Consider the following 22,865-nt stretch of genomic DNA (forward strand, 5'->3'; position numbering starts at 1 on the left):
CGCCCGCCGGCGGTGTGCGCCCCGCGCGGTCCGGGTGCCGGACGCGAAGGAATAGCATGGCCCGCAGGACGTCCGGTACCCGGCGAGGACCGGAACGGATTACGGAAGGCCGCCACGCCGTGAACGATCAGCACCCAGCCCAACCCCCGGACGACTCCGGCCAAGGCCAGGGCGGCCACGGCCGGGCGGCGGACCGGCCCGCACGCCTCTGCGTGGGCGTCGTCGGCACCGGCCGCGTGGGCCCCGCCCTCGGCGCCGCGCTGCGGCAGGCCGGGCACCGTCCCGTCGCCGCCTCCGGCGTCTCCGAGGACTCGCGCCGCCGCGCCGCGGAACTGCTGCCCGGCGTGCCGCTCGTCGACCCGCCCCAGGTGCTGGCGCAGGCCGACCTCGTGCTGCTCACGGTGCCGGACGACGTGCTGCCCGAGCTGATCGCGGGGCTTGCCGCGACCGGTGCCGTGCGCAGCGGGCAGCTCATCGCCCACACCTCCGGCCGGTACGGCACGCGCGTGCTCGAACCGGCCCTGCGCGCGGGCGCGTTGCCGCTCGCGCTGCATCCCGTGATGACGTTCACGGGCACGCCCGTCGACGTACAGCGCCTGGCCGGTTGCTCGTTCGGGGTCACGGCGCCCGAGGAGCTGCGGCTCGCCGCGCAGGCCCTCGTCATCGAGATGGGCGGCGAGCCCGAGTGGATCCCGGAAGAGGCGCGTCCGCTGTACCACGCGGCGCTCGCGATCGGCGCCAACCACCTCGTGACGCTCGTGTCCCAGTCCATGGACCTGCTGCGCGCCTCCGGAGTCGAGGCGCCCCAGAAGATGCTCGGGCCGCTGCTCGGCGCCGCGCTCGACAACAGCCTGCGCTCCGGCGACGCCGCCCTGACCGGCCCGGTGGCGCGCGGCGACGCGGGCACCGTCTCCGCGCACCTGGCCGAACTCGGCGAGCACGCGCCCCGCATGGTCGCGAGCTATCTGGCGATGGCGCGCGCGACGGCTGACCGCGCGATCGACCACGGTCTCCTCAAGCCCGAACTCGCCGAGGAACTCCTCGACGTACTGTCCGAAGGGGGCCGGAGCTGATGAGCGGCACGGCGGAGAACGCACAGGCGGCCGCGTCGCCGGACACCGCCCGCGCGGAGAGCGACGGCGCCGTCCGAACGCGCCCGCGGCGCATACGACTTGTCCGTACGGCGGCCGAACTGCGCGCCACGGAACCAGGATTCGGCGGTGAGACGCCCCAAGGGACCGCACACGGACGGCGGGCCGTCGTCATGACGATGGGCGCCCTGCACGCCGGGCACGCCTCGCTCATCCGCACGGCCCGTGAGCTCGTGGGGCGGCACGGGCAGGTCGTCGTCACGGTCTTCGTCAATCCGCTCCAGTTCGGCCCGTCCGAGGACCTCGACCGCTATCCCCGTACGCTCGATGCCGACCTGGCCGTGGCCGAAGAGGCGAGCGCGGACGTGGTGTTCGCGCCGTCCGTCGAGGAGGTCTACCCCGAGACCGCCCGGCAAGGGCACGAGAGCGCGGGGCAGGGCCGGGGGCAGAGCCAGGCGCACGACGGGCCGCAGGTCCGCGTCGCGGCCGGACCGATGGGCGACCGCTTCGAAGGGGCCTACAGGCCGGGCCACTTCGACGGCGTGCTCACGGTCGTCGCGAAGCTGCTGCACATCACCGCACCGGACGTCTCGCTGTTCGGGCAGAAGGACGCCCAGCAACTGGCCCTGATCCGGCGGATGGTGACCGATCTGAACTTCCCCGTGGAGATCGTCGCCGTGCCGACCGTCCGCGAACCCGACGGCCTTGCCCTCTCCAGCCGCAACCGCTACCTCTCGCCCGAGGAACGGGAGAGCGCACTGGCCCTCTCCCGTGCGCTGTTCGCCGCGCGGGACGCGCTGCCGGGCGGCCAGGACGCCGCGCTCGCGGCGGCGCGCGCCGTCCTTGACGCCGCCGCCCGCTACGAACCCCCGCTGAGGGTCGACTACTTGGCGCTGGTCGATCCCGCCGACTTCACCGAACTCACGGGGCCCGCGGGGGAGTCCGGAGCGGGAGCGCGGGCGAGCGAGGCCGTGCTCGCCGTCGCGGCCCGCGTCGGCGCCACGAGACTCATCGACAACATCCCCCTCCCGCTCGGAGCACCGCGATGACGGGAGCTGGCGGGGCGGAAGTGGACCAGGCGGGCACCCCCATATCCGCCGCCGGCACGGCCCCGCTCCGCGCGCCCGCCCCCGGCTGGCGCATCGACGCGGACGTCGTGGTCGTCGGCTCCGGCGTCGCCGGGCTGACCGCCGCGCTGCGCTGCGACGCCGCCGGACTCCGTACGGTCGTCGTCACCAAGGCACGTCTCGACGACGGCTCCACGCGCTGGGCGCAGGGCGGCATAGCGGCGGCCCTCGGCGAGGGCGACAGCCCCGAACAGCACCTCGACGACACCCTCGTCGCGGGCGCGGGCCTCTGCGACGAGGAGGCCGTCCGCACGCTGGTGACCGAGGGACCCGCGGCGGTGCGCCGCCTCATCGGGACCGGCGCCCGCTTCGACGCCGACCCCGGCACCGGCGAGATCGAGCTGACCCGGGAGGGCGGCCACCACCGCCGCCGCATCGCGCACGCGGGCGGCGACGCGACCGGCGCGGAGATCTCCCGCGCGCTCCTCGACGCCGTACGGGACGGGCACGGCGGCCGCGGCGGCCTCCGCACGGTCGAGAACGCGCTCGTCCTCGACCTCCTCAAGACACCCGAGGGCGCGGCGGCCGGCGTCACGCTGCACGTCATGGGCGAGGGCCAGCACGACGGAGTCGGCGCGGTGCACGCCCCGGCGGTCGTGCTCGCCACGGGCGGCATGGGCCAGGTCTTCTCGGCCACGACCAACCCGCCCGTCTCCACCGGCGACGGGGTCGCGCTCGCGCTGCGCGCCGGTGCCGAGGTCAGCGACCTGGAGTTCGTGCAGTTCCACCCGACCGCGCTCTTCCTCGGGGCCGGTGCCGAGGGCCAGCAGCCGCTGATCTCGGAGGCCGTACGGGGCGAGGGCGCCCATCTCGTGGACGCCGACGGCGTCCGCTTCATGGCCGGGCAGCACGAGCTGGCCGAGCTGGCCCCCCGCGACATCGTGGCCAAGGCGATCGTGCGGCGGGCCGCCGAGCTGGGCGCGGAGCCCGGCTCCGAGCACATGTATCTGGACGCCCGCCACTTCGGCGCCGCCATGTGGGAGTCCCGCTTCCCCACGATCCTCGCGGCCTGCCGCGCACAGGGCATCGACCCCGTCACCGAGGTCGTGCCCGTGGCGCCCGCGGCGCACTACGCGAGCGGCGGCGTACGCACGGATCTGCACGGCCGTACGACAGTGCCCGGCCTCTACGCGTGCGGCGAGGTCGCCTGCACCGGCGTGCACGGCGCGAACCGGCTCGCCTCCAACAGCCTGCTGGAAGGCCTGGTGTTCGCCGAGCGGATCGCGGAGGCGATCGCGCGGGGCGCGGGGAGCCCGCCGGCCGCACCGGCATCCGGAGACGCCACTTCCTCGGGGCACGGAGCCGAGGCCGTGACCGGAACCGAAGCCGTGACCGGAACCGAAGCCGTGACCGGAGCCGGGGCGGCCGACGTCACGCCGCTGCTCCCCGCGGAGGCCCGTACGGACATCCAGCGCATCATGAGCGGCGGCGCCGGCGTCCTCCGCTCCGCCGCGAGCCTCGCCGAGGCCGCGGCCCGCCTCGACGCGCTCCCGGCCGAGACGGCGCACAAGCCCGCCGATCCCGGCGTGGAGACTTGGGAGACCGCCAACCTCCACCTCGTCGCCCGCGTCCTCGTCGCGGCTGCCCTGCGCCGCGAGGAGACCCGCGGCTGCCACTGGCGCGAGGACCACCCCGGCAGGGACGACGACGCCTGGCGACGCCACCTCGTCGTCGCCCTGCCCGGGACGGGCCGTAGTCTCGACGTCCGTACGACCCCCACGACAGCGTTCCCGCCGACGACGGCACCCCACCCGGAGCTCCGCGAGGCTCCGGGCCGCTCGCAGGCTCCCCAGGCCCCGCCACCACACACCCCTACGGAGAAGCCGTGACCAGCCCCTTCCCGGACTCCCCGGAGGAGCGACGCCCCGAGCCCGTCGACGTGCCCCTGCTCCAGATCGGCGGCCCGGCCACGGCCGCGACCGCCCAGTCCGGCGGCGGCTGCGGCGACGCATGCGGCTGCGGCGGAGAGGGCGCGGACGGGGACGCATGGGACATGGACCCGCTGGACTGCGGCCTCGACCCCGACCTCGCGCGGCTGCTGGCGGACGCGGGCCTCGACCCCGTACAGGTCGAGGACATCGCGCACCTCGCCATCGAGGAGGACCTCGACCACGGGGTCGATGTCACGACCGTCGCCACCATCCCCGAACACGCCGTCTCCACAGGGGACTTCACCGCACGGCAGGACGGCACGGTCGCCGGGCTGCACGTCGCCGAGGCCGTCCTGTCGGTCGTCTGCACGGACGAGTTCGAGGTGGAGCGCCACGTACAGGACGGCGACCACGTCGAGGCGGGCCAGCGGCTGCTGACCGTGAGCACGCGCACCCGCGACCTGCTCACCGCCGAGCGCAGCGCCCTCAACCTGCTGTGCCGCCTCTCCGGGATCGCCACCGCGACCCGTTGCTGGGCGGACGAGGTCCTGCGCGCCGCCACCGCCGCCGACTCCGGTACGCACGCGGAGACGCGCGTACGGGACACCCGTAAGACGACGCCCGGTCTGCGCGCCCTGGAGAAGTACGCGGTGCGCTGCGGCGGCGGCACCAACCACCGCTTCTCCCTCTCCGACGCGGCCCTGATCAAGGACAACCACGTCGTCGCGGCGGGCGGCGTGGCCGAGGCGTTCAGACTCGTACGGGCCGAGTTCCCCGACGTGCCGATCGAGGTCGAGGTCGACCGTCTCGACCAGATCGAGCCGGTGCTCGCCGAGGGCGCCGACCTGATCCTGCTGGACAACTTCACGCCGGACGAGACGGCGGCCGCCGTCGCCCTCGTCGCGGGCCGCGCGCAGCTGGAGTCCTCGGGGCGGCTCACCCTGGAGAACGCCGCGGACTACGCCGCGACCGGCGTCGACTTCCTCTCCGTCGGAGCGCTCACGCACTCCTCCCCGATACTCGACATCGGCCTGGACCTCCGGGACACGGACGGCGCCGACGGCACGGACAACACCGACGCGACCGCCCGTAACCGCGAAGAGGTGGATGACTGATGCTGCTGACGATCGACGTCGGGAACACCCACACCGTCCTCGGCCTCTTCGACGGCGAGGAGATCATCGAGCACTGGCGCATCTCCACGGACGCCCGCCGCACAGCGGACGAACTGGCCGTGCTGCTCCAGGGTCTGATGGGCATGCACCCCCTGCTCGGCGAGGAACTCGGCGACAGCGTCGAGGGGATCGCCATCTGCTCGACCGTCCCGTCCGTGCTGCACGAGCTGCGCGAGGTGACGCGCCGCTACTACGGCGACATCCCGGCCGTGCTCGTCGAGCCGGGCGTGAAGACGGGCGTGCCGATCCTCATGGACAACCCCAAGGAAGTCGGCGCCGACCGCATCATCAACGCCCTGGCGGCGGTGGAGCTGTACGGCGGTCCGTGCATCGTCGTCGACTTCGGCACAGCCACCACTTTCGACGCGGTCTCGGCGCGCGGCGAGTACGTCGGCGGCGTCATCGCCCCCGGCATCGAGATCTCCGTCGACGCGCTCGGCGTCCGCGGCGCGCAGCTGCGCAAGATCGAGCTGGCCCGGCCCCGCAGCGTCATCGGCAAGAACACCGTCGAGGCCATGCAGTCCGGCATCCTCTACGGATTCGCCGGGCAGGTCGACGGCGTCGTCGACCGCATCGCACGCGAACTCACCGACGATCCGGACGAAGTGACGGTCATAGCGACCGGCGGGCTCGCCCCGATGGTGCTGGGCGAGGCCTCGGCGATCGACGAGCACGAGCCGTGGCTGACGCTGATCGGCCTCCGCCTCGTCTACGAACGCAACGTCAGCCGTACGTAAGCGTGAGCGCTCGCACGCGCGCGTCCCCGCCCGTGGCCGCGAGCGGGCGCCGTGAGCCCCTGCCGTAGGCTGGAAGCCTGTTCTGAAGGAGGCAGAAAGGCATGGACTACATCGCGGCACTGACCCCGCCGGTCGTGATGGCGGTGGCATTCACCGCTCTCATCGTGACGATCGTGAAGAGCCAGGGCGGCGCGAACAAGGCCAAGGAAGACGCCGCCGTGGACGCCGCCTTCGCCCGCGCCGAGAGCGTGCAGCAGAAGAAAGAGAGCTGATCCGGGCTCTCCCCTGCGGTATTCGGGACATCTCCGACTATTATTCACGGCGTGCCTCGGCCATTGGGAGAGTTGGAAGACACCGTCATGACGCGGGTATGGCGGTGGAACCGTCCGGTCACGGTGCGGGAAGTCCTCGAGGATCTGCGGGACGACCGGTCCATCGCCTACACGACGGTCATGACGGTAATGGACAACCTTCATCAGAAGGGCTGGCTGACCAGACGCCAAGAAGGCCGTGCCTATCGATATGAGCCGGTCTCGACGCGTGCCGCGTACTCGGCCGCACTGATGAACGAGGCCTGGGCGTCGAGTGACAACGCCGCTGCCGCTCTCGTGGAGTTCTTCGGCCGGATGACTCCGGAACAGCTCGATGCCGTACGCGACGCGTTGCGCGTCGTGCAGCTCAACGATGTGCACGTTGAAGCTCCCGAGAGAGCGCCGCGCGAGAGCCACTAGCCGGCTGTACGAGCCGAAGTCGCCGTGAACCCGCCGAAGGCGCCGAAGGCGCGGACGATCCGAACTCGGCACAACGGAACCCGCGCCGCAAGCCGTACTGAAGCCGTGCGGAAGCCGTACTGAAGGGCGCCGGAAGGCGGCGGTAACGGGCGCGGACCCGGAGAAGGCCGCGTTCGGCAAGGGCGATAGCGTCCCGTTCATGGCGTCAGCATCCCCGGCCGTATCAGAAGTCACCGTTCGCCGTGCACGTACGACAGATGTGCGCGCTGTGCGCCGTCTCATCGATGTCTACTCGCGCGACCGCATCCTGCTCGACAAAGCCACCGTCACGCTTTACGAGGACATTCAGGAGTTCTGGGTCGCGGAACGGGACCACGACGCGGAGGTCGTCGCCTGCGGCGCTCTCCATGTGATGTGGGAGGACTTGGCCGAGGTCAGGACGCTTGCCGTCGATCCGGCGCTCAAGGGCACCGGCGTCGGCCATCTCCTGCTGGAGAAGCTCCTGAACACCGCACGGTGGCTGGGTGTGCGGCGCATTTTCTGTCTCACCTTCGAAGTGGACTTCTTCACCAGGCACGGCTTCACCGAGATCGGCGAGACTCCGGTGGACGGCGATGTCTACAGCGAACTGCTGCGTTCCTTTGACGAGGGCGTGGCAGAGTTCCTCGGTCTCGAACGAGTGAAGCCGAACACCTTGGGCAACAGCCGCATGCTTCTGCATCTCTGAGTGACTGCACGGTGACCGCACGGGGCTCACTCGTCCTCGCGATGAGTGAGGCGCTTTGTCCGAAAGATCCCACCAATCCCGCCGGTGGACCGTACAAACTCAACTGAGGGTTTGTGTTTCTCCCCGAAAAGCGGTTTGCTTTCTTCGTCAGTATCAGTAATCGAGTTATCGATGACGAATGGGAGTATGCGGTGGCGCAGAAGGTTCAGGTTCTTCTGGTCGACGACCTCGAGGGGGGCGAGGCGGACGAGACAGTGACGTTCGCTCTGGACGGGAAGACCTACGAGATCGACCTCTCCACCTCTAATGCGGACAAGCTCCGTACGGTGCTCGAGCCGTATGTGAAGGGTGGTCGCCGCACCGGTGGCCGTTCGGCGCGCGGAAAGGGCCGCGCCTCCGGCGGCGGCAGCGGTCAGGACACCGCGAAGATCCGCGCCTGGGCCAAGGAACAGGGATACGAGGTCAACGACCGAGGCCGCGTTCCGGCCAATATCCGAGAGGCTTACGAGAAGGCCAACGGCTGATCCCGGGACATACGTGCGGTGCTTCGCAGCCGTGCCCGGTGGCATTCCGTCGCCGCAGCGCTGACCAGCCGTACGAGATCGACGCGATCCGCCTCACGCCCCGGCTCGGGAGGCCGCAGCCATACGGCGGCCTCCCGAGGGTCGTAAGCGGCTCGGCCCGTAAGTCCCAGCTCGATACCGCCCCATTCGAGCCACTCCAGCAGTCCCGGCAATTCTTCGGCGCTGCCTTCCGGAACGAGCAGCTGGACGCTTCCGCTCTTCCCGTCGAAGGCGACGGGCCCCGTGTGCACACCGGGGCGCCGCAGCAGCGCCAGGCCGGCATCCGCGGCCAGCACGAGCGCGTCGTACCCGCGGGCGGGCTCGACGGCCTCACCGGCCGTCCCGATCTTGCCGGCCTCTCCCGCTTCCCGGGCGCGCTCGCGCGCTCCCGGCGGGGCGCCCGCGGCGGCGGACGCCCGCGGCGGTGGAATCGCGAGGCTCACGCCGGGAGCAACTGACGAACCTCCGCCGGGTTACGCGGCGTTGACCTCCCGCTACACTTTTCGCTCCGCTGTGTGTCCGTTCGTATGCGCAGCGTGATCCCCGTGAGAAGCGCCAGGTGCAAGGCTGTTCGCCCAGAGCGGATGCCTTCAGCGGACTCCGACAATCCCGGCATGGAGTGTCAGTACGAGCGGGTAAGAAGGTTCTGAGGTCGGTCCTGCCTGCTTCAGGCCGGACATCAGCACAAAGACCTGGTGACACGGGGGTGTGAAGGACGATGACGGCGAGCCGGTGGCGTTTCGGCCAAGAGCCGTTCGCCGTGGGCGTAGTGAATCAGGGTGGATACGCCTGGCCTGCGGGAACATCGTCTCGCACCATCGGGTTGGAACTGTTGTCGGCTGTTCGGGGAAGGAGCCCGTCTGTGCTTCCCACGGGAGCGTGGCCGGCCGTCGGCGCAGCCGGGCCGGAGTCGGCAGTTGGAATGAGCGGTCCCCGCTTGCGGGACTAAGCTGCGGAAGGACAGAGAGGGGAGCGTCCCCTTACTGCCTGACCGCTCTGAGGAGCGATTAACGATGTTCGAGAGGTTCACCGACCGCGCGCGGCGGGTTGTCGTCCTGGCTCAGGAAGAAGCCCGGATGCTCAACCACAACTACATCGGCACCGAGCACATCCTCCTGGGCCTGATCCACGAGGGTGAGGGTGTCGCCGCTAAGGCACTGGAGAGCCTCGGGATTTCGCTCGAGGCGGTCCGTCAGCAGGTGGAGGAGATCATCGGCCAGGGCCAGCAGGCGCCCTCGGGCCACATCCCCTTCACGCCCCGTGCGAAGAAGGTGCTGGAGCTGTCGCTCCGCGAGGCCCTTCAGCTCGGCCACAACTACATCGGTACGGAGCACATCCTGCTCGGCCTGATCCGCGAGGGCGAGGGCGTCGCCGCCCAGGTCCTCGTGAAGCTGGGCGCCGATCTGAACCGGGTGCGGCAGCAGGTCATCCAGCTGCTCTCCGGTTACTCCGGCGGCAAGGAGGCGGCCACCGCAGGCGGCCCCGCCGAGGGCACGCCCTCGACCTCCCTTGTCCTGGACCAGTTCGGCCGCAACCTCACGCAGGCCGCCCGCGAATCCAAGCTCGACCCGGTCATCGGGCGCGAGAAGGAGATCGAGCGGGTCATGCAGGTGCTCTCGCGCCGTACGAAGAACAACCCGGTGCTCATCGGCGAGCCCGGCGTCGGCAAGACCGCGGTCGTCGAGGGCCTGGCCCAGGCGATCGTGAAGGGCGAGGTGCCCGAGACCCTGAAGGACAAGCACCTCTACACCCTCGACCTGGGCGCCCTGGTCGCAGGCTCCCGTTACCGCGGTGACTTCGAGGAGCGCCTGAAGAAGGTGCTCAAGGAGATCCGCACCCGCGGCGACATCATCCTGTTCATCGACGAGCTGCACACGCTGGTCGGTGCGGGTGCCGCCGAGGGCGCGATCGACGCCGCCAGCATCCTCAAGCCGATGCTGGCCCGCGGCGAGCTCCAGACCATCGGTGCCACGACGCTCGACGAATACCGCAAGCACCTGGAGAAGGACGCGGCTCTTGAGCGCCGCTTCCAGCCCATCCAGGTCGCCGAGCCGTCGCTGCCGCACACGATCGAGATCCTCAAGGGCCTGCGCGACCGGTACGAGGCGCACCACCGCGTCTCCATCACCGACGCCGCCCTGGTCGGCGCGGCCACGCTCGCCGACCGCTACATCTCCGACCGCTTCCTGCCGGACAAGGCGATCGACCTGATCGACGAGGCCGGTTCCCGGATGCGCATCCGCCGCATGACCGCGCCGCCGGACCTGCGGGAGTTCGACGAGAAGATCGCGAACGTCCGCCGTGACAAGGAGTCCGCGATCGACTCGCAGGACTTCGAGAAGGCGGCCTCTCTGCGGGACACGGAGAAGCAGCTGCTGGCGCAGAAGGCCAAGCGGGAGAAGGAGTGGAAGGCCGGCGACATGGACGTCGTCGCCGAGGTCGACGAGGAGCTGATCGCGGAGGTCCTGGCCACGGCCACCGGCATCCCGGTCTTCAAGCTCACCGAGGAGGAGTCCTCGCGCCTGCTGCGCATGGAGGACGAGCTGCACAAGCGCGTCATCGGGCAGGAGGACGCCATCAAGGCGCTCTCCCAGGCGATCCGGCGTACGCGCGCCGGCCTGAAGGACCCGAAGCGTCCCGGCGGTTCGTTCATCTTCGCGGGCCCGTCCGGCGTCGGTAAGACGGAGCTGTCCAAGACGCTCGCCGAGTTCCTGTTCGGCGACGAGGAGGCGCTGATCTCCCTCGACATGTCGGAGTTCAGCGAGAAGCACACCGTCTCCCGGCTGTTCGGCTCGCCTCCCGGATACGTGGGGTACGAAGAGGGCGGTCAGCTGACCGAGAAGGTCCGCCGCAAGCCCTTCTCCGTCGTCCTCTTCGACGAGGTGGAGAAGGCGCACGCCGACATCTTCAACTCCCTGCTCCAGATCCTGGAGGACGGCCGGCTGACCGACTCCCAGGGCCGGGTCGTCGACTTCAAGAACACGGTCATCATCATGACGACCAACCTCGGCACCCGGGACATCTCCAAGGGGTTCAACCTGGGCTTCGCAGGCCAGGGCGATGTCAGCGCCGGATACGACCGGATGAAGGCCAAGGTCAACGACGAGCTGAAGCAGCACTTCCGCCCGGAGTTCCTCAACCGTGTCGACGACACGGTGGTCTTCCACCAGCTGACGCAGGACGACATCATCCGCATCGTCGACCTGATGCTCGCGATGGTGGACGAGCGGCTCAAGGACCGCGACATGGGTCTGGAGCTGAGCACGGACGCCAAGGAGCTGCTCGCGAAGCGGGGTTACGACCCGGTGATGGGCGCCCGGCCGCTGCGCCGGACGATCCAGCGCGAGATCGAGGACCAGCTGTCCGAGAAGATCCTCTTCGGCGACCTCCGTCCCGGCCACATCGTGGTCGTGGACACCGAGGGGGACACCGACGAGGACAAGAAGTTCACCTTCCGCGGTGAGGAGAAGGCCGCGCTGCCGGACGCACCTCCGGTGGAGTCCGCGGCGGGCGGCGGCCCCAACCTCTCCAAGGAGGCGTGACCCGGCTCACGCCGGAGCGTTCCCAGCACGCGACTGTGCGCCGTGGCGGAATTCCGCCACGGCGCACAGCGCGTTGTGGGGGGATCTGACCCGTGCACGGGTTGCGGGCGGCGGCTACGCCTGCGGCTCCGGTTTCGCCGTGAGCCGACCCGACTGGGCGGGGGTGCTCGCGGCCCGCTAGGTCTGCCCGCCCCACCGGCCGTTCGACCGCGTCCTGCGTGGTGCCCAACGGGCACCACGCAGGACACGGCGAGGGCGCCGGGCATGCACGGCCTGACGCCCTCAACGCGTCCGGGGCCATTGCCGATTGATGCGCCTCGGCGCTCGCCAGGGGCTCCGGGGCGGGGGCTGAGCGGCTGTCATACGGGCCGTGCCGCTGTGCGCGCGGCGGCCGCGCGCACAGCGGCCATCGCGTGCTGTGCGGGCCCACTCGGCGGGGTCCTGTGCGGGTGCCCTCGGGTGCGCGATGGATCGGCTGCGGGCCCGATCGTGCGGACGCCGTCCGCGGCGGCGCGGGTCGGTCGGGGCGCCGCTTGCCCGGAGCGTCCCGCATGGCCGTTGCCTCGCACTGGCGTGCCGGGGGGTTCGGCGCATGGCGCGAGCCCTGGCGCGCCGAGTGCGGCGCCTCGCGCCGTGGGCTGCCAGTCGTCAGGCGATCGCGCGGGCGCCGTCCGCGGCGGCGCGGGTCGGCCGCGGTGCCCGCTTCCTCGGAGCGTCCCGCATGGCCGTTGCCTCGCACTGGCGTGCCGGGGGGTTCGGCGCATGGCGCGGGCCCTGCCGCGCCGTTGGACACGGCGAGCGCGACGAGTGCGGCGCCTCGTCTCGTCGGCTACCAGCCGTCAGGCGATGATGCGGACGCCGTGCGGGACGCCGCTGACACGGGGGAGGCGGGGGTTGACCCGGAGCGTCGTCAGCGAGGGGAATTCGCTGAGCCACTCCATCTCCATCCCCTCGCCAAGGTCGTAGGCGATCCACAGATGCGTGAGCCGGTCCGCGACGAGGCCCTCCACGAGTTCGTCCGGGGTGAAGGCGCCGACGATCTGGACGCGCTCGCGGCCGCCGAGCTTCCGCAGCACCGACAGCTCGACGCGGTCCCCGACCGGGAAGTAGAGCCCCTCGGGGTCGAGGTGCTGTATGACCTCCGCCGCGTACCGCTCCGTCTCGAAGTTGCCCCAGCCGCGGGCGAGTTCCGCGCGGAGCGCGAGCGACTTGCGGTCGCGGAGCTGTGCCAGATAGTCCACCGCGGCGTCGTCGTCGATGCGGGTCACGGTCACGGCCAGCCGGTACGCCTCGTCCTCCGGGACCGCCGTCGGATCGGGGAGCATCTCCAGCACGATCGGCCCCACCCAGCCGAGCCCGCGGGCCGCGGCCACGGTCGCGGGGCGCACCATGTTCCGCGTCTCGCGGCGCACGCGGGCATGGGTGTCGGGATCGAGCTCCGTCACATGTTCCAGGCACGCGGCGGCCAGCAGGCGCCGCCGGTTCCGCTTCATGCCCGTCCTGCCGGGGGCCAGCAGTCCCTGAAGCAGCGTCGCGCACTCGTCGGGACGGGCGTGGGCGACGGCCATGCGGATCACCTCCTCCCACTCCGCCTCGTGCGCGTGCTCCAGCAGCAGCGTGAAGTTGCCCCGCTCGACGGCCTCCTTCGCGGCGAGATAGTCCTGCACCGTGCGGTGCACGAACTCGACCGACCTGTCGGCCTGTTCGCGCAGCAGCCCCGTACGCAGCAGCAGGTGGTCGAAGATCTCCTCCGGGCTTCCCTGCCGGGCGACGGCCGGGATCGCGGCGAGATGCCTCTCGATCTCGCCCAGCGCCGTCGCATGGTCGAGAACGGCGGCCTCGTCGACGAGCATGCGGTAAGCCAGCTTGCGCAACAGCCGCTCGCGCGGCGCCCGTTGGAGGTCGATCGTGTCCGCGTACAGGACGCGGCGCTCCGGGTCGCGCCGCTGGAGCAGCATCTCCATGGCCGCCTCGTACAGTTCGCGGCGCCCCTTGGGCAGCGAGCCGGACCGGTCGCGGTTCAGGGCGCAGATCAGCCCGCACATCAGCGGGTTGGTGGCCAGGACGCGCAGCTCCCGGTAGAGCGGGATCGAGCGCAGCAGCAGGTCCTTGTAGTCGTCGAGCCGTGAGTGGTCCTTGCCCTCGTCCGTACGGGCCGCGGTGTGCCATGCGGTGATGAAGGCGGAGACCTGGTCGCGGTTCATGGGCGCGAGCGTGAGCTCCGCGAAGCCCTCCTCGGCGAGCCAGTCGGCGTCGACGGCGGGCGGGCGCGAGGTGACCAGGCACGGGTTGCCGGAGTAGATGCGCAGCAGGCGGCGCAACTGGTCGCGTACGTCGACGCGTTGCTGCTCGGGTGCCTCGTCGATGCCGTCGACGAGGATCAGCGCGCGCTCCGAGGCGAGTACGCGCACGACCCAGCCCTCCGGGGCCTCGTCCGCGAGCGGATGGCGCACCGCCGCGAGGAAGTCGTCCGGAGGGGGGAAGCCGTCGCGGGCGAAGCGGCGTACGGGAAGGACGAACGGGATGCGGCCGTGCAACGTCCGCAGCTCCGCAGGGAGTTCACCGCGTGCGGTCGAGACGGCGAGCCACTGGATGAGCGTGGTCTTGCCGGACCCGGCGACCCCGCGCAGCAGAACGCGCTCGTGCCCCGCCAGCGCACGGTCGGCGGTCATCACGGGCTCGGCCGGCGCGGTGCCGCCCGAGCCCGTGACCGCCGTGTCGTCGTCACCGCCTCCGGCGCTCTCCCCGCCCTCCGCGGACGCCTCGTCGCCGCCGGCCTCCCCGCCCGAGCTGAACTCCGCAGCGAGGCTCAGATAGCTCGCGTCCAGGGACCAGTTGTCGGGCGTGTTCGGGTTCGGCAGGTCGATGCCGTAGATGGTGAGGCGGTTGTACTGCTCCGCGACGTGCCGCAGGTACCGCTCCTCGAACTCGGCGTCCTGGACGGCCGGTTCGGAACGGCCGCGCAGCGCTTCCACGTCGTTGAGGTCGACGAGCTGGCCGATGCGGTGGCTGCGCTCGGGCATCCGCTCGGCGAGGTCGGGTGAGCGCACGATCAGAAGATGGAGGAGGTGGAGGCAGATCGTCACAAGGAGGCTGTCGTGGAACCAGGCGGCTTCGGAGGTCAGTTCGCGGTCGGCGCCCGGCACGGCCGAGCGCAGCCGGCGGGCGTAGTCCTGCGGCCCCAGTCGTACGGCCTGTGCGTCGGTCGTGTCCAGCTCGCCGATGACCCAGAGCGTACGCGCGAGGACCGCGGCCACGCCCGCCTCCTCCTCGGCGGGCAGGCGCTGGCCCGCAGCGGCCAGCCCCAGAGTCACCAACTCGCGTGCCACTTCCAGCAGTTCCTCCCAGCCGACGGCCGCATCGCCTCCCCGGAAGGAGACGAGGCCGGCGATCAGCCGTCCCGAACCGGACGGCTCCGTGCGCGGCGGCTCGGGGCTGAGGAGTCTGCCGATGAGCGGATCGGCGACGGAGGACGCGAGTCGTACGACTGGTTCCATGAGCTTGGGGGCTCCAGGCCGGGCTGCGGGTTCGGTGTGAGGTCTGTGCTCTGCGGTCTGAGATGTGAGGCGTGCGGGAACGACCGACAACTCTCGGACGGACAACTATCGGACGGACAACTCTCGGACGGACGACCAACGGACGGACAGGCAAGAAAGAGCCCTGAACTGAACACCTGTCAGGAAGCGGGAATGCCAAGCCTATTGGGCACGGCACGACGGGACCATGCCGCTTCACGCCCCTCCGGGCGCACGGGGGCGCATGGACTCACGCGCCCGCAGGCTCGCGTACGCGAGCCTGCACACGAGCGACGACACGTGCATCCCGAAGTGCCCGCGTCCGGCCCGGCGACGCAACTCGCCCACGCCGGCCGGGAGTTCCTCACCGTTCTCAACCGGCCGCGGCCAGCTCGCTCTCCGCGACGACGGTCAGATGCGAGGGCAGCGTGGCGCCCGGATAGCGCGGCGTCGTCTCCGGCAGGACGAGCGTGTGCAGATGCGGGAACGCCGAGAGCCAGTCCTCCCCTCCGTGGCGCGCATAGCCGTCCCGCAGCCACAGATGGGTCAGCTTCCCGGGATCGAGGTGCTCGACCAGCTGAGCGGGGTGGTACCGGCCGACGATCTGTACGCGCGCCCGGCCGCCCATCGCTCGCAGCGCCCGCAGATGGTCGGTGTGGTGCGCGGTGAAGTACAGATCGGTCTCGTCGAGATGGGCGATGATCTCGCGTGCGTACTCCTGCGTGTCGAACCGGTGCCACGCCCACACCAGTTGGCGCCTGAGGTCGAGCGAGCGGTGTCCGCGGAACCGGGCCAGCACGGGAAGCGCGGCCTCCGTGCCCGTACGCGACGCGGCCACGACCGCGCAGGTGGCCTCGGCGTCCGTGAGCCCCTCGGGCCCCGGCAGCAGCCCCAGCAGCATCGGCCCGCCGACGTCGGCCACATGACGGGCCGCAGCCATGCTCCGGGGCGGGAAGAGGCGCGACGTACGGGCCGTGACCTCCTCGCGCACCTGCGGATGGAGATCGGTCGCGTGCTCCAGACAGGCCGCCGCGAGCAGCAGGTTCCGTACGCCGCCGGACCCGCGCCCGGCCGTACCGCCCTGCGCCGTCTCCTCGTCCGGCACCTGCGCGACGAGCCCGCGAAGCAGCCGCGCGCGTTCCATGGGCCGGGCGTACGCGACCGCCATGCGGATCACGTCCTCCCACTGGTCCTTGTGCGCGTTGTCGAGCAGCAGCGGGAAGTCGCCCTCCTCGACGGCGGCCTTGGCGCCCAGCGCGTCCTGGAAGGTGCGGTGGACGAAGTCGACTCGCCCCTCGGCCGGTTCGCGCAGCACCCCGGAGCGGTCGAGGAGGTGCCTGAGCAGTTCGTACGGAGTGGCGCCCCTGGGCGACGCGAGCCCGGACTCGACCCCGGCCATCGGGAGCGAACGGGCGAGCTGCGCGGCGGCGTCGTCCTCGTCCATCTCCGTACGGCCGTTGCGGATCATCCAGTGCGCGAGCCGCTGAAGCAGCAGGATCTTGGCGTCCTTGGTCAGGTCCAGCCGGTCGGGCACCTCGACGGAGCGCTCGCGGTCGCGGGTCTCCAGCAGCATCGAGAGCGCGGCGTCGTACAGGTCCCTGCGGCCGTACGGAAGAGACCCGCGCCGCTCGCGGTTGAGCGCGCACAGCAGCCCGCACATGAGCGGGTTGACGGCCAGCCGCCCGAGGTCGGGGTTGGTGCGCACGGCATGGACGAGGGCCTCGGCCAGTCCCGGTTCGGCCTCGGCGGCGCTGTGCCAGCGGTTGATGAACGCTGCCACGTCGAATCGGGACATGGGCGAGAGCGACAGCTCGGCGAAGTCCTCGCCGGTCAGCCAGTTCTCCGGCACCGCGGACGGACGGGACGTCACCAGCCAGAGGTTTCCGGGGAAGTCGCCCGTCAGCTCCCGCAGCCAGCGCCGCGTCTCGTCCCGCCGGTCCGCGGGCACCTCGTCGATTCCGTCGATCAGGAGCAGCGCACGCCCCGCGCTCAGCACGCGCTCGGCCCAGCCGTCCGGCTGCGTTCCGGCCAGGTTGCTGCGTACGGCGTGCAGGAAGCGGTCCGGGGTGGGCAGGCCGCCGTCGCGCCGGTCACCGTGCGCGATCCGGCGCAGCGGCAGTACGAAGGGGACCCGGCCCAGGAGATGGGTCATCTGCTCGTCGTAGGCCTGCCGGGCGGCCGTCACGGCCAGCCACTGCATCAGCGTCGTCTTGCCAGAACCGGCGCCTCCGCGCAGCAGTACGCGATTGTGGGCGGCCAGTACGCGGTCGGCGGGAAGCGGTGTGCCCGGGCGGGGAGGCCGGGGCGCGTCGGCGTGCGGCGCGGCGGCGGCCTCGGCGTCCCGCGGCTCCTGCTCGTCCCGCGTGGCCTCCAGGGGTATGTAGGCGGTGTCGAGGCGCCATTCGCGGGCGTGGCCCAAGTCCAGGCCGTAGATGGTCAGTTCGCCGTACCCGCGCGCTATGTGCTCGGCGTACCGCTGCTCGAAGCGGGCGTCCTCCGCCGAGCGTGCGGGGATGCGTTCGAGGAGCAGGTCGGCGGCGCTGATGAGGCGGTCGAGCTGGTGCGTCTGCTCGGTGAGGGTGCGGGGGATGAACGCCGAACGCCGGCTGAAGAAGTCCAGGATGTGCAGGCAGGCCGTGTTCAGCAGCGATCCGAAGTACGCGTCGGCGTCGGCCGAGAGCGAGCGGGGGCGGGTGAGCCGCCGGGCCAGACCTTGCGGCCCGAGGCGTACGGCCTGCACGTCGTCCATCTCCAGATCGCCGAGGCTGTGCAGCGCGGTCGTCAACGCGTCGGCCAGTTCGCGCCGGGTCTCCTCGCCGGGGCCGTCCCGCGGTCCCGACGACAGTGCCGCACGCTCCGTCAACTCGGCGGCGAGCTTGCGCAGATCCCGCTCCGTGAGGGTGCGCTGCTCTCCCCGGAAGGAGACGAGGGACGAGATGCGCACCGGCCTGTCGGCCAGCCCCGCCCCCGCCCCCTCCTGCACGAACAGCTTCTTGACGATCGGTGCGACCGCGGCCGAGGCGATGCGCGTGGCGACCGTGACAGGCTCCATGGGCGGGATCGTAGGTGACGGGGCGGGCACCCTGCGCAGGGAGTCGGATAGTGGGGCGGCCACCCGGGCGTGCACGCTCCCCGATCCCCGGCGCACACACGGTCACGCGACGCGGGTCACATTCCGGCGCCAGTTCTCGGGGCGTACGGGCGCCCCGCGCGTGAGGTGCGGCACAGCCCCGCGGGCCTCTACGAGCAGGAGTAGGAGCCACGCGAGACGGAGTGCGGGCCTCCCGCGCACCGGAACGGACGCGGCACAGAGCGCCGCGCGCGGCGCGTCCGCATGGCTGGCGCCCGAATAATCCGTAAGGGTGCCTTGCTGTCTGCTCTGTCCATACGGGCCCTATTAGTAATAACGCTCTTTGGTATGCCGGATCGGGCGGGTTACCAATGATTTGTCCCCCGAGATCCCACGCCTCGGGGTCACCCAAGCCATTTCCGGAGGTAGTACCCGTATGCCGAAGACGCCCAAGAACGCGCACAAGCCTCGTGGCCGCACCAGAGTCGCCGTAATAGCGACCGGTCTCGGCGCTTCGATGCTGCTGGGCGCGGGCTCGGCTGTCGCCGCCCACATGGACGGGCAGAGCGACGTCTTCGCGTCAGGAACCGCGTCGCAGTTGGCCGACTCCGCCCGCGCACAGGCCGACCAGCAGACCAAGGAGGCCCTGGTCAAGAAGAAGGCCGAGCAGCGCGACAAGGACCGCAAGGACGACCGGAGTTCACGCAACGCCGACCGCCAGACCCCGGCCGGGAAGAAGGCCGAGGCGAAGAAGAAGGCCAACGCGTGGACGAAGCCCGTTTCCGGCGAGTACGAGCTGAGCGCCGGATTCGGCAACAGCGGCGGCCGCTGGTCGCACAAGCACTCCGGCCAGGACTTCGCGGTGCCGACCGGCACTCCCGTGAAGGCCGTGCACAGCGGCACTGTCGTCAAGGCGGGCCCGAACGGCGCCGGAGACGGCTCCTCGTACGGCAACGCGGTCGTGATCAAGCACAAGAACGGCACGTACTCGCAGTACGCGCACCTCTCGAAGCTGAACGTGACGGCGGGTCAGCACGTCGGGACGGGCGAGAAGATCGGCCTGTCCGGCTCGACCGGCAACTCGTCCGGTCCGCACCTGCACTTCGAGATCCGCACGACGCCCGACTACGGGTCCGGCAAGGAGCCGATCCAGGTCATGCGCTCGCACGGCGTCAAGGTGTGACGACCGGAACCCGCGACCACGGGACCCGGAAGCGGGGCCGCGGCGGCCGGTGTGGCCGTCGCGGTCCCGCTGTCATGCCGGGACGCGGAGGACGCCGACGGCGAGCGCCGCCGCTGCGCTGCGAAGGCGTCAGCCGTGCCCTTCGTGTGCGGTCGTCAGCATCTCCTGGGCGACTTCGAGGACCGCGTGCCGCTTGTCCTCGGGATCGCCCTCGATGGTCTGCAACGTGAACATCCCGACGTGCATCGTGAACAGCGCCGCGGAGCAGCGCACTTGATCGCGCAGCTCGCCGTCCGGCAGCTGGATGAAGCCGAGGAGCTTCATCAGCCGGCCCTTGAAGGACTCGCCGATGCTCAGCTCCCGCATCGTCGCCTGGTTCTCCTGCATGAAGCGGAAGACGGGGGCGGCATCGTGCAGCACCTGGCTGTAGCGGCGCAGCACCTCCAGCTTCGTCTCCAGGCTGGGAGTCTGCTCCGCGGCCCAGGCGATCAACTCGTCGCAGGGGCGGCCCAGATCGTCGAAGAGGCTGACGACGATGTCTTCCTTGGTCTTGAAGTGGTAGTAGAGCGCGGCCTTCGTGACGCCCAGATGCTCTGCGATCTCCCGGAGCGAGGTCTTCTCGTAACCGCGTACCGCGAACAGCTCCAGGGCCACGTCCTGAATCCGTTGCCGCGTATTGCCCCTGCTCATGAGCCTTGGCTCCTCGTCTCCACAGAACTTACTTGACGCCCGGCTAGCGACGTCTTACGTTGCTCATCGTACTGAACCAGCCGGGCGGCAAGTAAGGAACTGGGGGAGCGGAATGAGCACCGGAACGGCAAGAGAGCCGGCCGCGGAGGCGCCCGCCGGGGGGCCGGGGCCGAGCGTACGGATGTCCGTGTTCGCCCTGATGATCGCCGTCATGCTGGCCATGCTCGACAACATGATCGTCGGCACCGCGATGCCCACGATCGTCGGCGAGCTGGGCGGCCTGGAGCACCTCTCGTGGGTCGTCACCGCCTACACCCTCACCACCGCCGCCTCGACGCCCCTGTGGGGAAAGATCGGCGACATGTACGGCCGCAAGGGCGTCTTCCTCACGTCCATCGTGGTCTTCCTCGCCGGTTCGGTCGCCTCGGGTGCCGCGCAGTCGATGGCCCAGCTCATCGGCTTCCGCGCGCTCCAGGGCCTCGGCGCCGGCGGGCTCATGGTCGGCGCGATGGCCATCATGGGCGAGCTGGTGCCACCCCGCGAGCGCGGCAAGTACATGGGCATGATGGCCGGTGTGATGTCGCTCGCCATGATCGGCGGGCCCCTGGTGGGCGGCACTCTCACGGACCACCTCGGCTGGCGCTGGGCCTTCTACATCAACGTCCCGCTCGGCGGGATCGCGCTCGCCATGGTCGTCACCCTGCTCCACCTGCCCAGGAGGCGGGCGGAGGGCAGCATCGACTACACCGGCGCGGCACTGCTCACCGTCGGGATCACCTCGGCCGTCCTCGTCACCAGCTGGGGCGGTACGGAGTACGACTGGTCCTCGCCCGAGATCATCGGGCTCTCCGTGCTGGCCCTGGCCGCGATCGTGGCGTTCCTCCTGGTGGAGCGGCGGGCCGCGGAGCCCGTCCTGCCGCTCGGCATCTTCCGCAGCCGCAACTTCTCGCTGATGACGATCATCGGCTTCCTGCTGGGCTTCGTGATGTTCGGGGCGATCACGTTCCTGCCGCTCTACCAGCAGAGCGTCCAGGGTGCCTCGGCCACCAACTCCGGGCTGCTGCTCCTGCCCGTGCTGCTTCCGATGATGGTCGTCTCCGTGGCCACGGGCCGGGCCACGACGCGTACGGGCAGGTACCGCGCGTATCCGCTCATCGGAGGCGCCCTGATCCCCGCCGGGCTCTTCCTGCTCGCACAGCTCGACGTCGGCACGAGCCGGATCACCTCCGCGCTCTACATGGTCGTCCTCGGCGCCGGCATGGGCTTCCTCATGCAGCTCACGATGCTCATCGCGCAGAACAGCGTGGAGCTGAAGGACATGGGAGTCGCCTCGTCCACGACCACCCTGTTCCGGACGATCGGCGGCTCCTTCGGCGTCGCCCTCATGGGCACCCTCTTCGCGGACCGCGTACGGGAGACCATGACCGAGCGGGCCGCCGCGGCCGGCGGCTCCGGCGGCGGACCGGGTGGCGCACCGGGCGGCGACGGCTCGCCCGCCCAGCTGGACGCGGCCTCCCTGGAACGCCTGCCCGCGCAGGTGCGAGAGGCGTACGAACACGCGGTCGCCGACGGCACGCACGTCGTGTTCCTCGTCGCGGCCACCGCCGCGCTGCTCAGCTTCGTCGCCGCGTGGTTCGTCAAGGAAGTTCCGCTCAAGGGCGGCGAGCAGCCCCCCGAGGAGGACGCGGAGCCCTCGCCCGAGCCGGAGGGCAGTGTCAGCCCCGTGTGACAGCCTGAGCGCATGAACACGCCGGGTATGGCACGGCTGCGCGCGATGCGCATCGCCAAGGACGCCATGGACCGCGACTGGTCGGACCCCTGTCTCGACCTGGACGCGGTGGCGGCCCACGCCGGCTACTCGCGCTATCACTTCGTCCGCGCCTTCAAGGCCACGTACGGGGAGTCGCCGGGCCAGTACCTCAGCCGCCGCCGCATCGAGCGCGCGGAGGAGCTGCTGCGCTCGGCGAACCTGTCGGTCACGGAGATCTGCATGGCGGTGGGCTTCACCAGCCTCGGCACCTTCTCCGCGCGCTTCAAGAAGCACACCGGCACCAGCCCCAGCGAGTACCGCAGCCGGCACGGGCGCCGCGCGGCGGCGATGATCCCGGGCTGTTACGCGATGCTGTTCACCGGCGGGTTCAAGGAGCGCGGCTTCCTGCCACCCCAGCCGCCGGACGGGCAAGAGCGCAACAACGGAGAAGCGGAGCAGAAGCGGCTCTGACACCGTGAAGCGGCACCGGGGGCGCAGCGCTCCCGGCCCTCTCTTCCGTCACTTCCACTGCGACAGATCCGGAGTCAGCCGTGATCAAGAGTCTGGCCATCGCCACCGTCTGGTCCACCGACCAGGAACGGGACAAGAAGTTCTTCGTCGAGACGCTCGGCTTCACCGAGTGCATGGACATGCACATGGGCGACATGCGGTGGGTCACCGTCAGCCCACCCGGCCAGCCGGAGGTGCAGCTCACGCTGATGCGCCCGGACGGTCCGGGCCTCGACCCGGAGTCGCAGGAGGCGGTTCTGAAGCTGGTCAGCAAGGGCGCGCTCAGCGCGGGCGTGTTCAGCACGGACGACTGCCATGCCACGTATGCCGAACTGAAGGCGAAGGGCGTGGAGTTCGTCCAGGAGCCGCAGGAGCGTCCGTACGGCATCGAGGCCCTCTTCCGCGACCCGTCCGGCAACTGGTACTCGCTCACGCAGCAGCGGGACATGGAGGGGCTCGATCTGAGCAAGCCATGGAGCGACTGCGTCTCGGACGAGGCGGAGCCGGAGGGGCCGGCGAAGTAGGCGGACGGGGAGGCCGAGGCGGGTGGCGCCGCCGGTGTCCGGCACCGGCGGAGCCGTAT

Annotated in this window: 18 protein-coding genes; 14 read left to right on the forward strand and 4 right to left on the reverse strand. The window is 70.9% G+C overall.

What is annotated here, in order from left to right:
• The first annotated feature begins 119 nt into the window (after positions 1 to 119).
• The 9 genes from QQM67_RS29615 to QQM67_RS29655 all read left to right on the forward strand — a co-directional run bounded on the left by QQM67_RS29615 (position 120) and on the right by QQM67_RS29655 (position 7,983).
• A complete protein-coding gene (locus QQM67_RS29615; protein WP_399067906.1) occupies positions 120 to 1,073 on the forward strand; it encodes a DUF2520 domain-containing protein in 954 nt (317 codons plus the stop codon).
• Positions 1,073 to 2,140, forward strand: coding sequence for a pantoate--beta-alanine ligase (panC, locus tag QQM67_RS29620; RefSeq protein WP_314178303.1), 1,068 nt, complete (start codon positions 1,073 to 1,075; stop codon positions 2,138 to 2,140). Before QQM67_RS29615 ends, panC begins: the two co-directional genes overlap by 1 nt.
• Positions 2,137 to 4,047 carry an L-aspartate oxidase gene (locus tag QQM67_RS29625; protein ID WP_314178304.1) on the forward strand — a complete coding sequence of 637 codons (1,911 nt, stop codon included), beginning with the start codon at positions 2,137 to 2,139 and terminating at the stop codon, positions 4,045 to 4,047. The genes panC and QQM67_RS29625 overlap by 4 nt, the downstream gene beginning before the upstream one ends.
• The gene (gene nadC / locus QQM67_RS29630; RefSeq protein ID WP_314178307.1) at positions 4,044 to 5,204 is read left to right on the forward strand and encodes a carboxylating nicotinate-nucleotide diphosphorylase; all 1,161 of its coding nucleotides are present in this window, start codon (positions 4,044 to 4,046) and stop codon (positions 5,202 to 5,204) included. Before QQM67_RS29625 ends, nadC begins: the two co-directional genes overlap by 4 nt.
• The gene (locus QQM67_RS29635) at positions 5,204 to 6,001 is read left to right on the forward strand and encodes a type III pantothenate kinase (protein WP_314178309.1); all 798 of its coding nucleotides are present in this window, start codon (positions 5,204 to 5,206) and stop codon (positions 5,999 to 6,001) included. The genes nadC and QQM67_RS29635 overlap by 1 nt, the downstream gene beginning before the upstream one ends.
• 101 nt (positions 6,002 to 6,102) lie before the next feature.
• A complete protein-coding gene (locus QQM67_RS29640) occupies positions 6,103 to 6,273 on the forward strand; it encodes a hypothetical protein (protein ID WP_314178311.1) in 171 nt (56 codons plus the stop codon).
• 51 nt (positions 6,274 to 6,324) lie between these two features.
• Positions 6,325 to 6,732: a BlaI/MecI/CopY family transcriptional regulator gene (locus QQM67_RS29645; RefSeq protein ID WP_314178313.1), complete on the forward strand. Its 408-nt coding sequence runs from the start codon at positions 6,325 to 6,327 to the stop codon at positions 6,730 to 6,732.
• A 199-nt stretch (positions 6,733 to 6,931) separates the two neighbouring features.
• On the forward strand, positions 6,932 to 7,459 hold the full coding sequence (locus tag QQM67_RS29650; protein WP_314178314.1) for an amino-acid N-acetyltransferase: 528 nt from the start codon (positions 6,932 to 6,934) through the stop codon (positions 7,457 to 7,459).
• 191 nt (positions 7,460 to 7,650) lie between these two features.
• Positions 7,651 to 7,983, forward strand: coding sequence for a histone-like nucleoid-structuring protein Lsr2 (locus tag QQM67_RS29655; RefSeq protein WP_314178386.1), 333 nt, complete (start codon positions 7,651 to 7,653; stop codon positions 7,981 to 7,983).
• Here the strand turns inward: QQM67_RS29655 and QQM67_RS29660 are convergent.
• A complete protein-coding gene (locus QQM67_RS29660; protein WP_314178317.1) occupies positions 7,962 to 8,465 on the reverse strand; it encodes a hypothetical protein in 504 nt (167 codons plus the stop codon). The two genes, QQM67_RS29655 and QQM67_RS29660, sit on opposite strands and share 22 nt — an antisense overlap.
• A gap of 570 nt (positions 8,466 to 9,035) precedes the next feature.
• On the opposite strand from QQM67_RS29660, the gene QQM67_RS29665 reads away from it, so the two are divergent.
• Positions 9,036 to 11,564: an ATP-dependent Clp protease ATP-binding subunit gene (locus QQM67_RS29665; protein ID WP_314178319.1), complete on the forward strand. Its 2,529-nt coding sequence runs from the start codon at positions 9,036 to 9,038 to the stop codon at positions 11,562 to 11,564.
• 839 nt (positions 11,565 to 12,403) lie between these two features.
• Here QQM67_RS29665 and QQM67_RS29670 read toward each other — a convergent pair.
• Together QQM67_RS29670 and QQM67_RS29675 are read right to left on the reverse strand one after the other, a co-directional pair.
• Positions 12,404 to 15,061 (reverse strand): NACHT domain-containing protein, encoded by a 2,658-nt coding sequence (locus tag QQM67_RS29670; protein WP_314178320.1) that lies wholly within the window; start codon positions 15,059 to 15,061, stop codon positions 12,404 to 12,406.
• A gap of 391 nt (positions 15,062 to 15,452) precedes the next feature.
• Positions 15,453 to 18,131: an NACHT domain-containing protein gene (locus QQM67_RS29675; protein WP_314178322.1), complete on the reverse strand. Its 2,679-nt coding sequence runs from the start codon at positions 18,129 to 18,131 to the stop codon at positions 15,453 to 15,455.
• Positions 18,132 to 18,585: 454 nt separating this feature from the next.
• Between QQM67_RS29675 and QQM67_RS29680 the strand changes: the two genes are divergently transcribed.
• Positions 18,586 to 19,332 (forward strand): M23 family metallopeptidase, encoded by a 747-nt coding sequence (locus QQM67_RS29680; RefSeq protein ID WP_314178324.1) that lies wholly within the window; start codon positions 18,586 to 18,588, stop codon positions 19,330 to 19,332.
• 129 nt (positions 19,333 to 19,461) lie between these two features.
• Here the strand turns inward: QQM67_RS29680 and QQM67_RS29685 are convergent, their stop codons facing one another.
• Positions 19,462 to 20,022, reverse strand: a complete 561-nt coding sequence (locus QQM67_RS29685; RefSeq protein WP_314178325.1) for a TetR/AcrR family transcriptional regulator — start codon at positions 20,020 to 20,022, stop codon at positions 19,462 to 19,464.
• A gap of 112 nt (positions 20,023 to 20,134) precedes the next feature.
• Between QQM67_RS29685 and QQM67_RS29690 the strand changes: the two genes are divergently transcribed.
• The 3 genes from QQM67_RS29690 (at position 20,135) to QQM67_RS29700 (ending at position 22,806) form a co-directional block, all read left to right on the forward strand.
• Complete coding sequence (locus tag QQM67_RS29690; RefSeq protein WP_314178327.1) at positions 20,135 to 21,751, forward strand: MDR family MFS transporter; 1,617 nt, start codon at positions 20,135 to 20,137, stop codon at positions 21,749 to 21,751.
• A gap of 12 nt (positions 21,752 to 21,763) precedes the next feature.
• Positions 21,764 to 22,243 (forward strand): helix-turn-helix transcriptional regulator, encoded by a 480-nt coding sequence (locus tag QQM67_RS29695; protein ID WP_314178329.1) that lies wholly within the window; start codon positions 21,764 to 21,766, stop codon positions 22,241 to 22,243.
• 80 nt (positions 22,244 to 22,323) lie between these two features.
• On the forward strand, positions 22,324 to 22,806 hold the full coding sequence (locus tag QQM67_RS29700) for a VOC family protein (RefSeq protein ID WP_314178331.1): 483 nt from the start codon (positions 22,324 to 22,326) through the stop codon (positions 22,804 to 22,806).
• The last annotated feature ends 59 nt before the right edge of the window (positions 22,807 to 22,865 follow it).

Source organism: Streptomyces winkii (genome assembly GCF_032248595.1).
Taxonomy (GTDB): domain Bacteria; phylum Actinomycetota; class Actinomycetes; order Streptomycetales; family Streptomycetaceae; genus Streptomyces; species Streptomyces winkii.

Coding starts and splice junctions, on each gene's coding strand:
- panC (WP_314178303.1), top strand. CDS start 1,073: ATGAGCGGCACGGCGGAGAACGCACAGGCGGCCGCGTCGCCGGACACC.
- QQM67_RS29690 (WP_314178327.1), top strand. CDS start 20,135: ATGAGCACCGGAACGGCAAGAGAGCCGGCCGCGGAGGCGCCCGCCGGG.
- QQM67_RS29670 (WP_314178320.1), bottom strand. CDS start 15,061: ATGGAACCAGTCGTACGACTCGCGTCCTCCGTCGCCGATCCGCTCATC.
- QQM67_RS29635 (WP_314178309.1), top strand. CDS start 5,204: ATGCTGCTGACGATCGACGTCGGGAACACCCACACCGTCCTCGGCCTC.
- QQM67_RS29695 (WP_314178329.1), top strand. CDS start 21,764: ATGAACACGCCGGGTATGGCACGGCTGCGCGCGATGCGCATCGCCAAG.
- QQM67_RS29675 (WP_314178322.1), bottom strand. CDS start 18,131: ATGGAGCCTGTCACGGTCGCCACGCGCATCGCCTCGGCCGCGGTCGCA.
- QQM67_RS29625 (WP_314178304.1), top strand. CDS start 2,137: ATGACGGGAGCTGGCGGGGCGGAAGTGGACCAGGCGGGCACCCCCATA.
- QQM67_RS29640 (WP_314178311.1), top strand. CDS start 6,103: ATGGACTACATCGCGGCACTGACCCCGCCGGTCGTGATGGCGGTGGCA.
- QQM67_RS29665 (WP_314178319.1), top strand. CDS start 9,036: ATGTTCGAGAGGTTCACCGACCGCGCGCGGCGGGTTGTCGTCCTGGCT.
- QQM67_RS29680 (WP_314178324.1), top strand. CDS start 18,586: ATGCCGAAGACGCCCAAGAACGCGCACAAGCCTCGTGGCCGCACCAGA.
- QQM67_RS29685 (WP_314178325.1), bottom strand. CDS start 20,022: ATGAGCAGGGGCAATACGCGGCAACGGATTCAGGACGTGGCCCTGGAG.
- QQM67_RS29650 (WP_314178314.1), top strand. CDS start 6,932: ATGGCGTCAGCATCCCCGGCCGTATCAGAAGTCACCGTTCGCCGTGCA.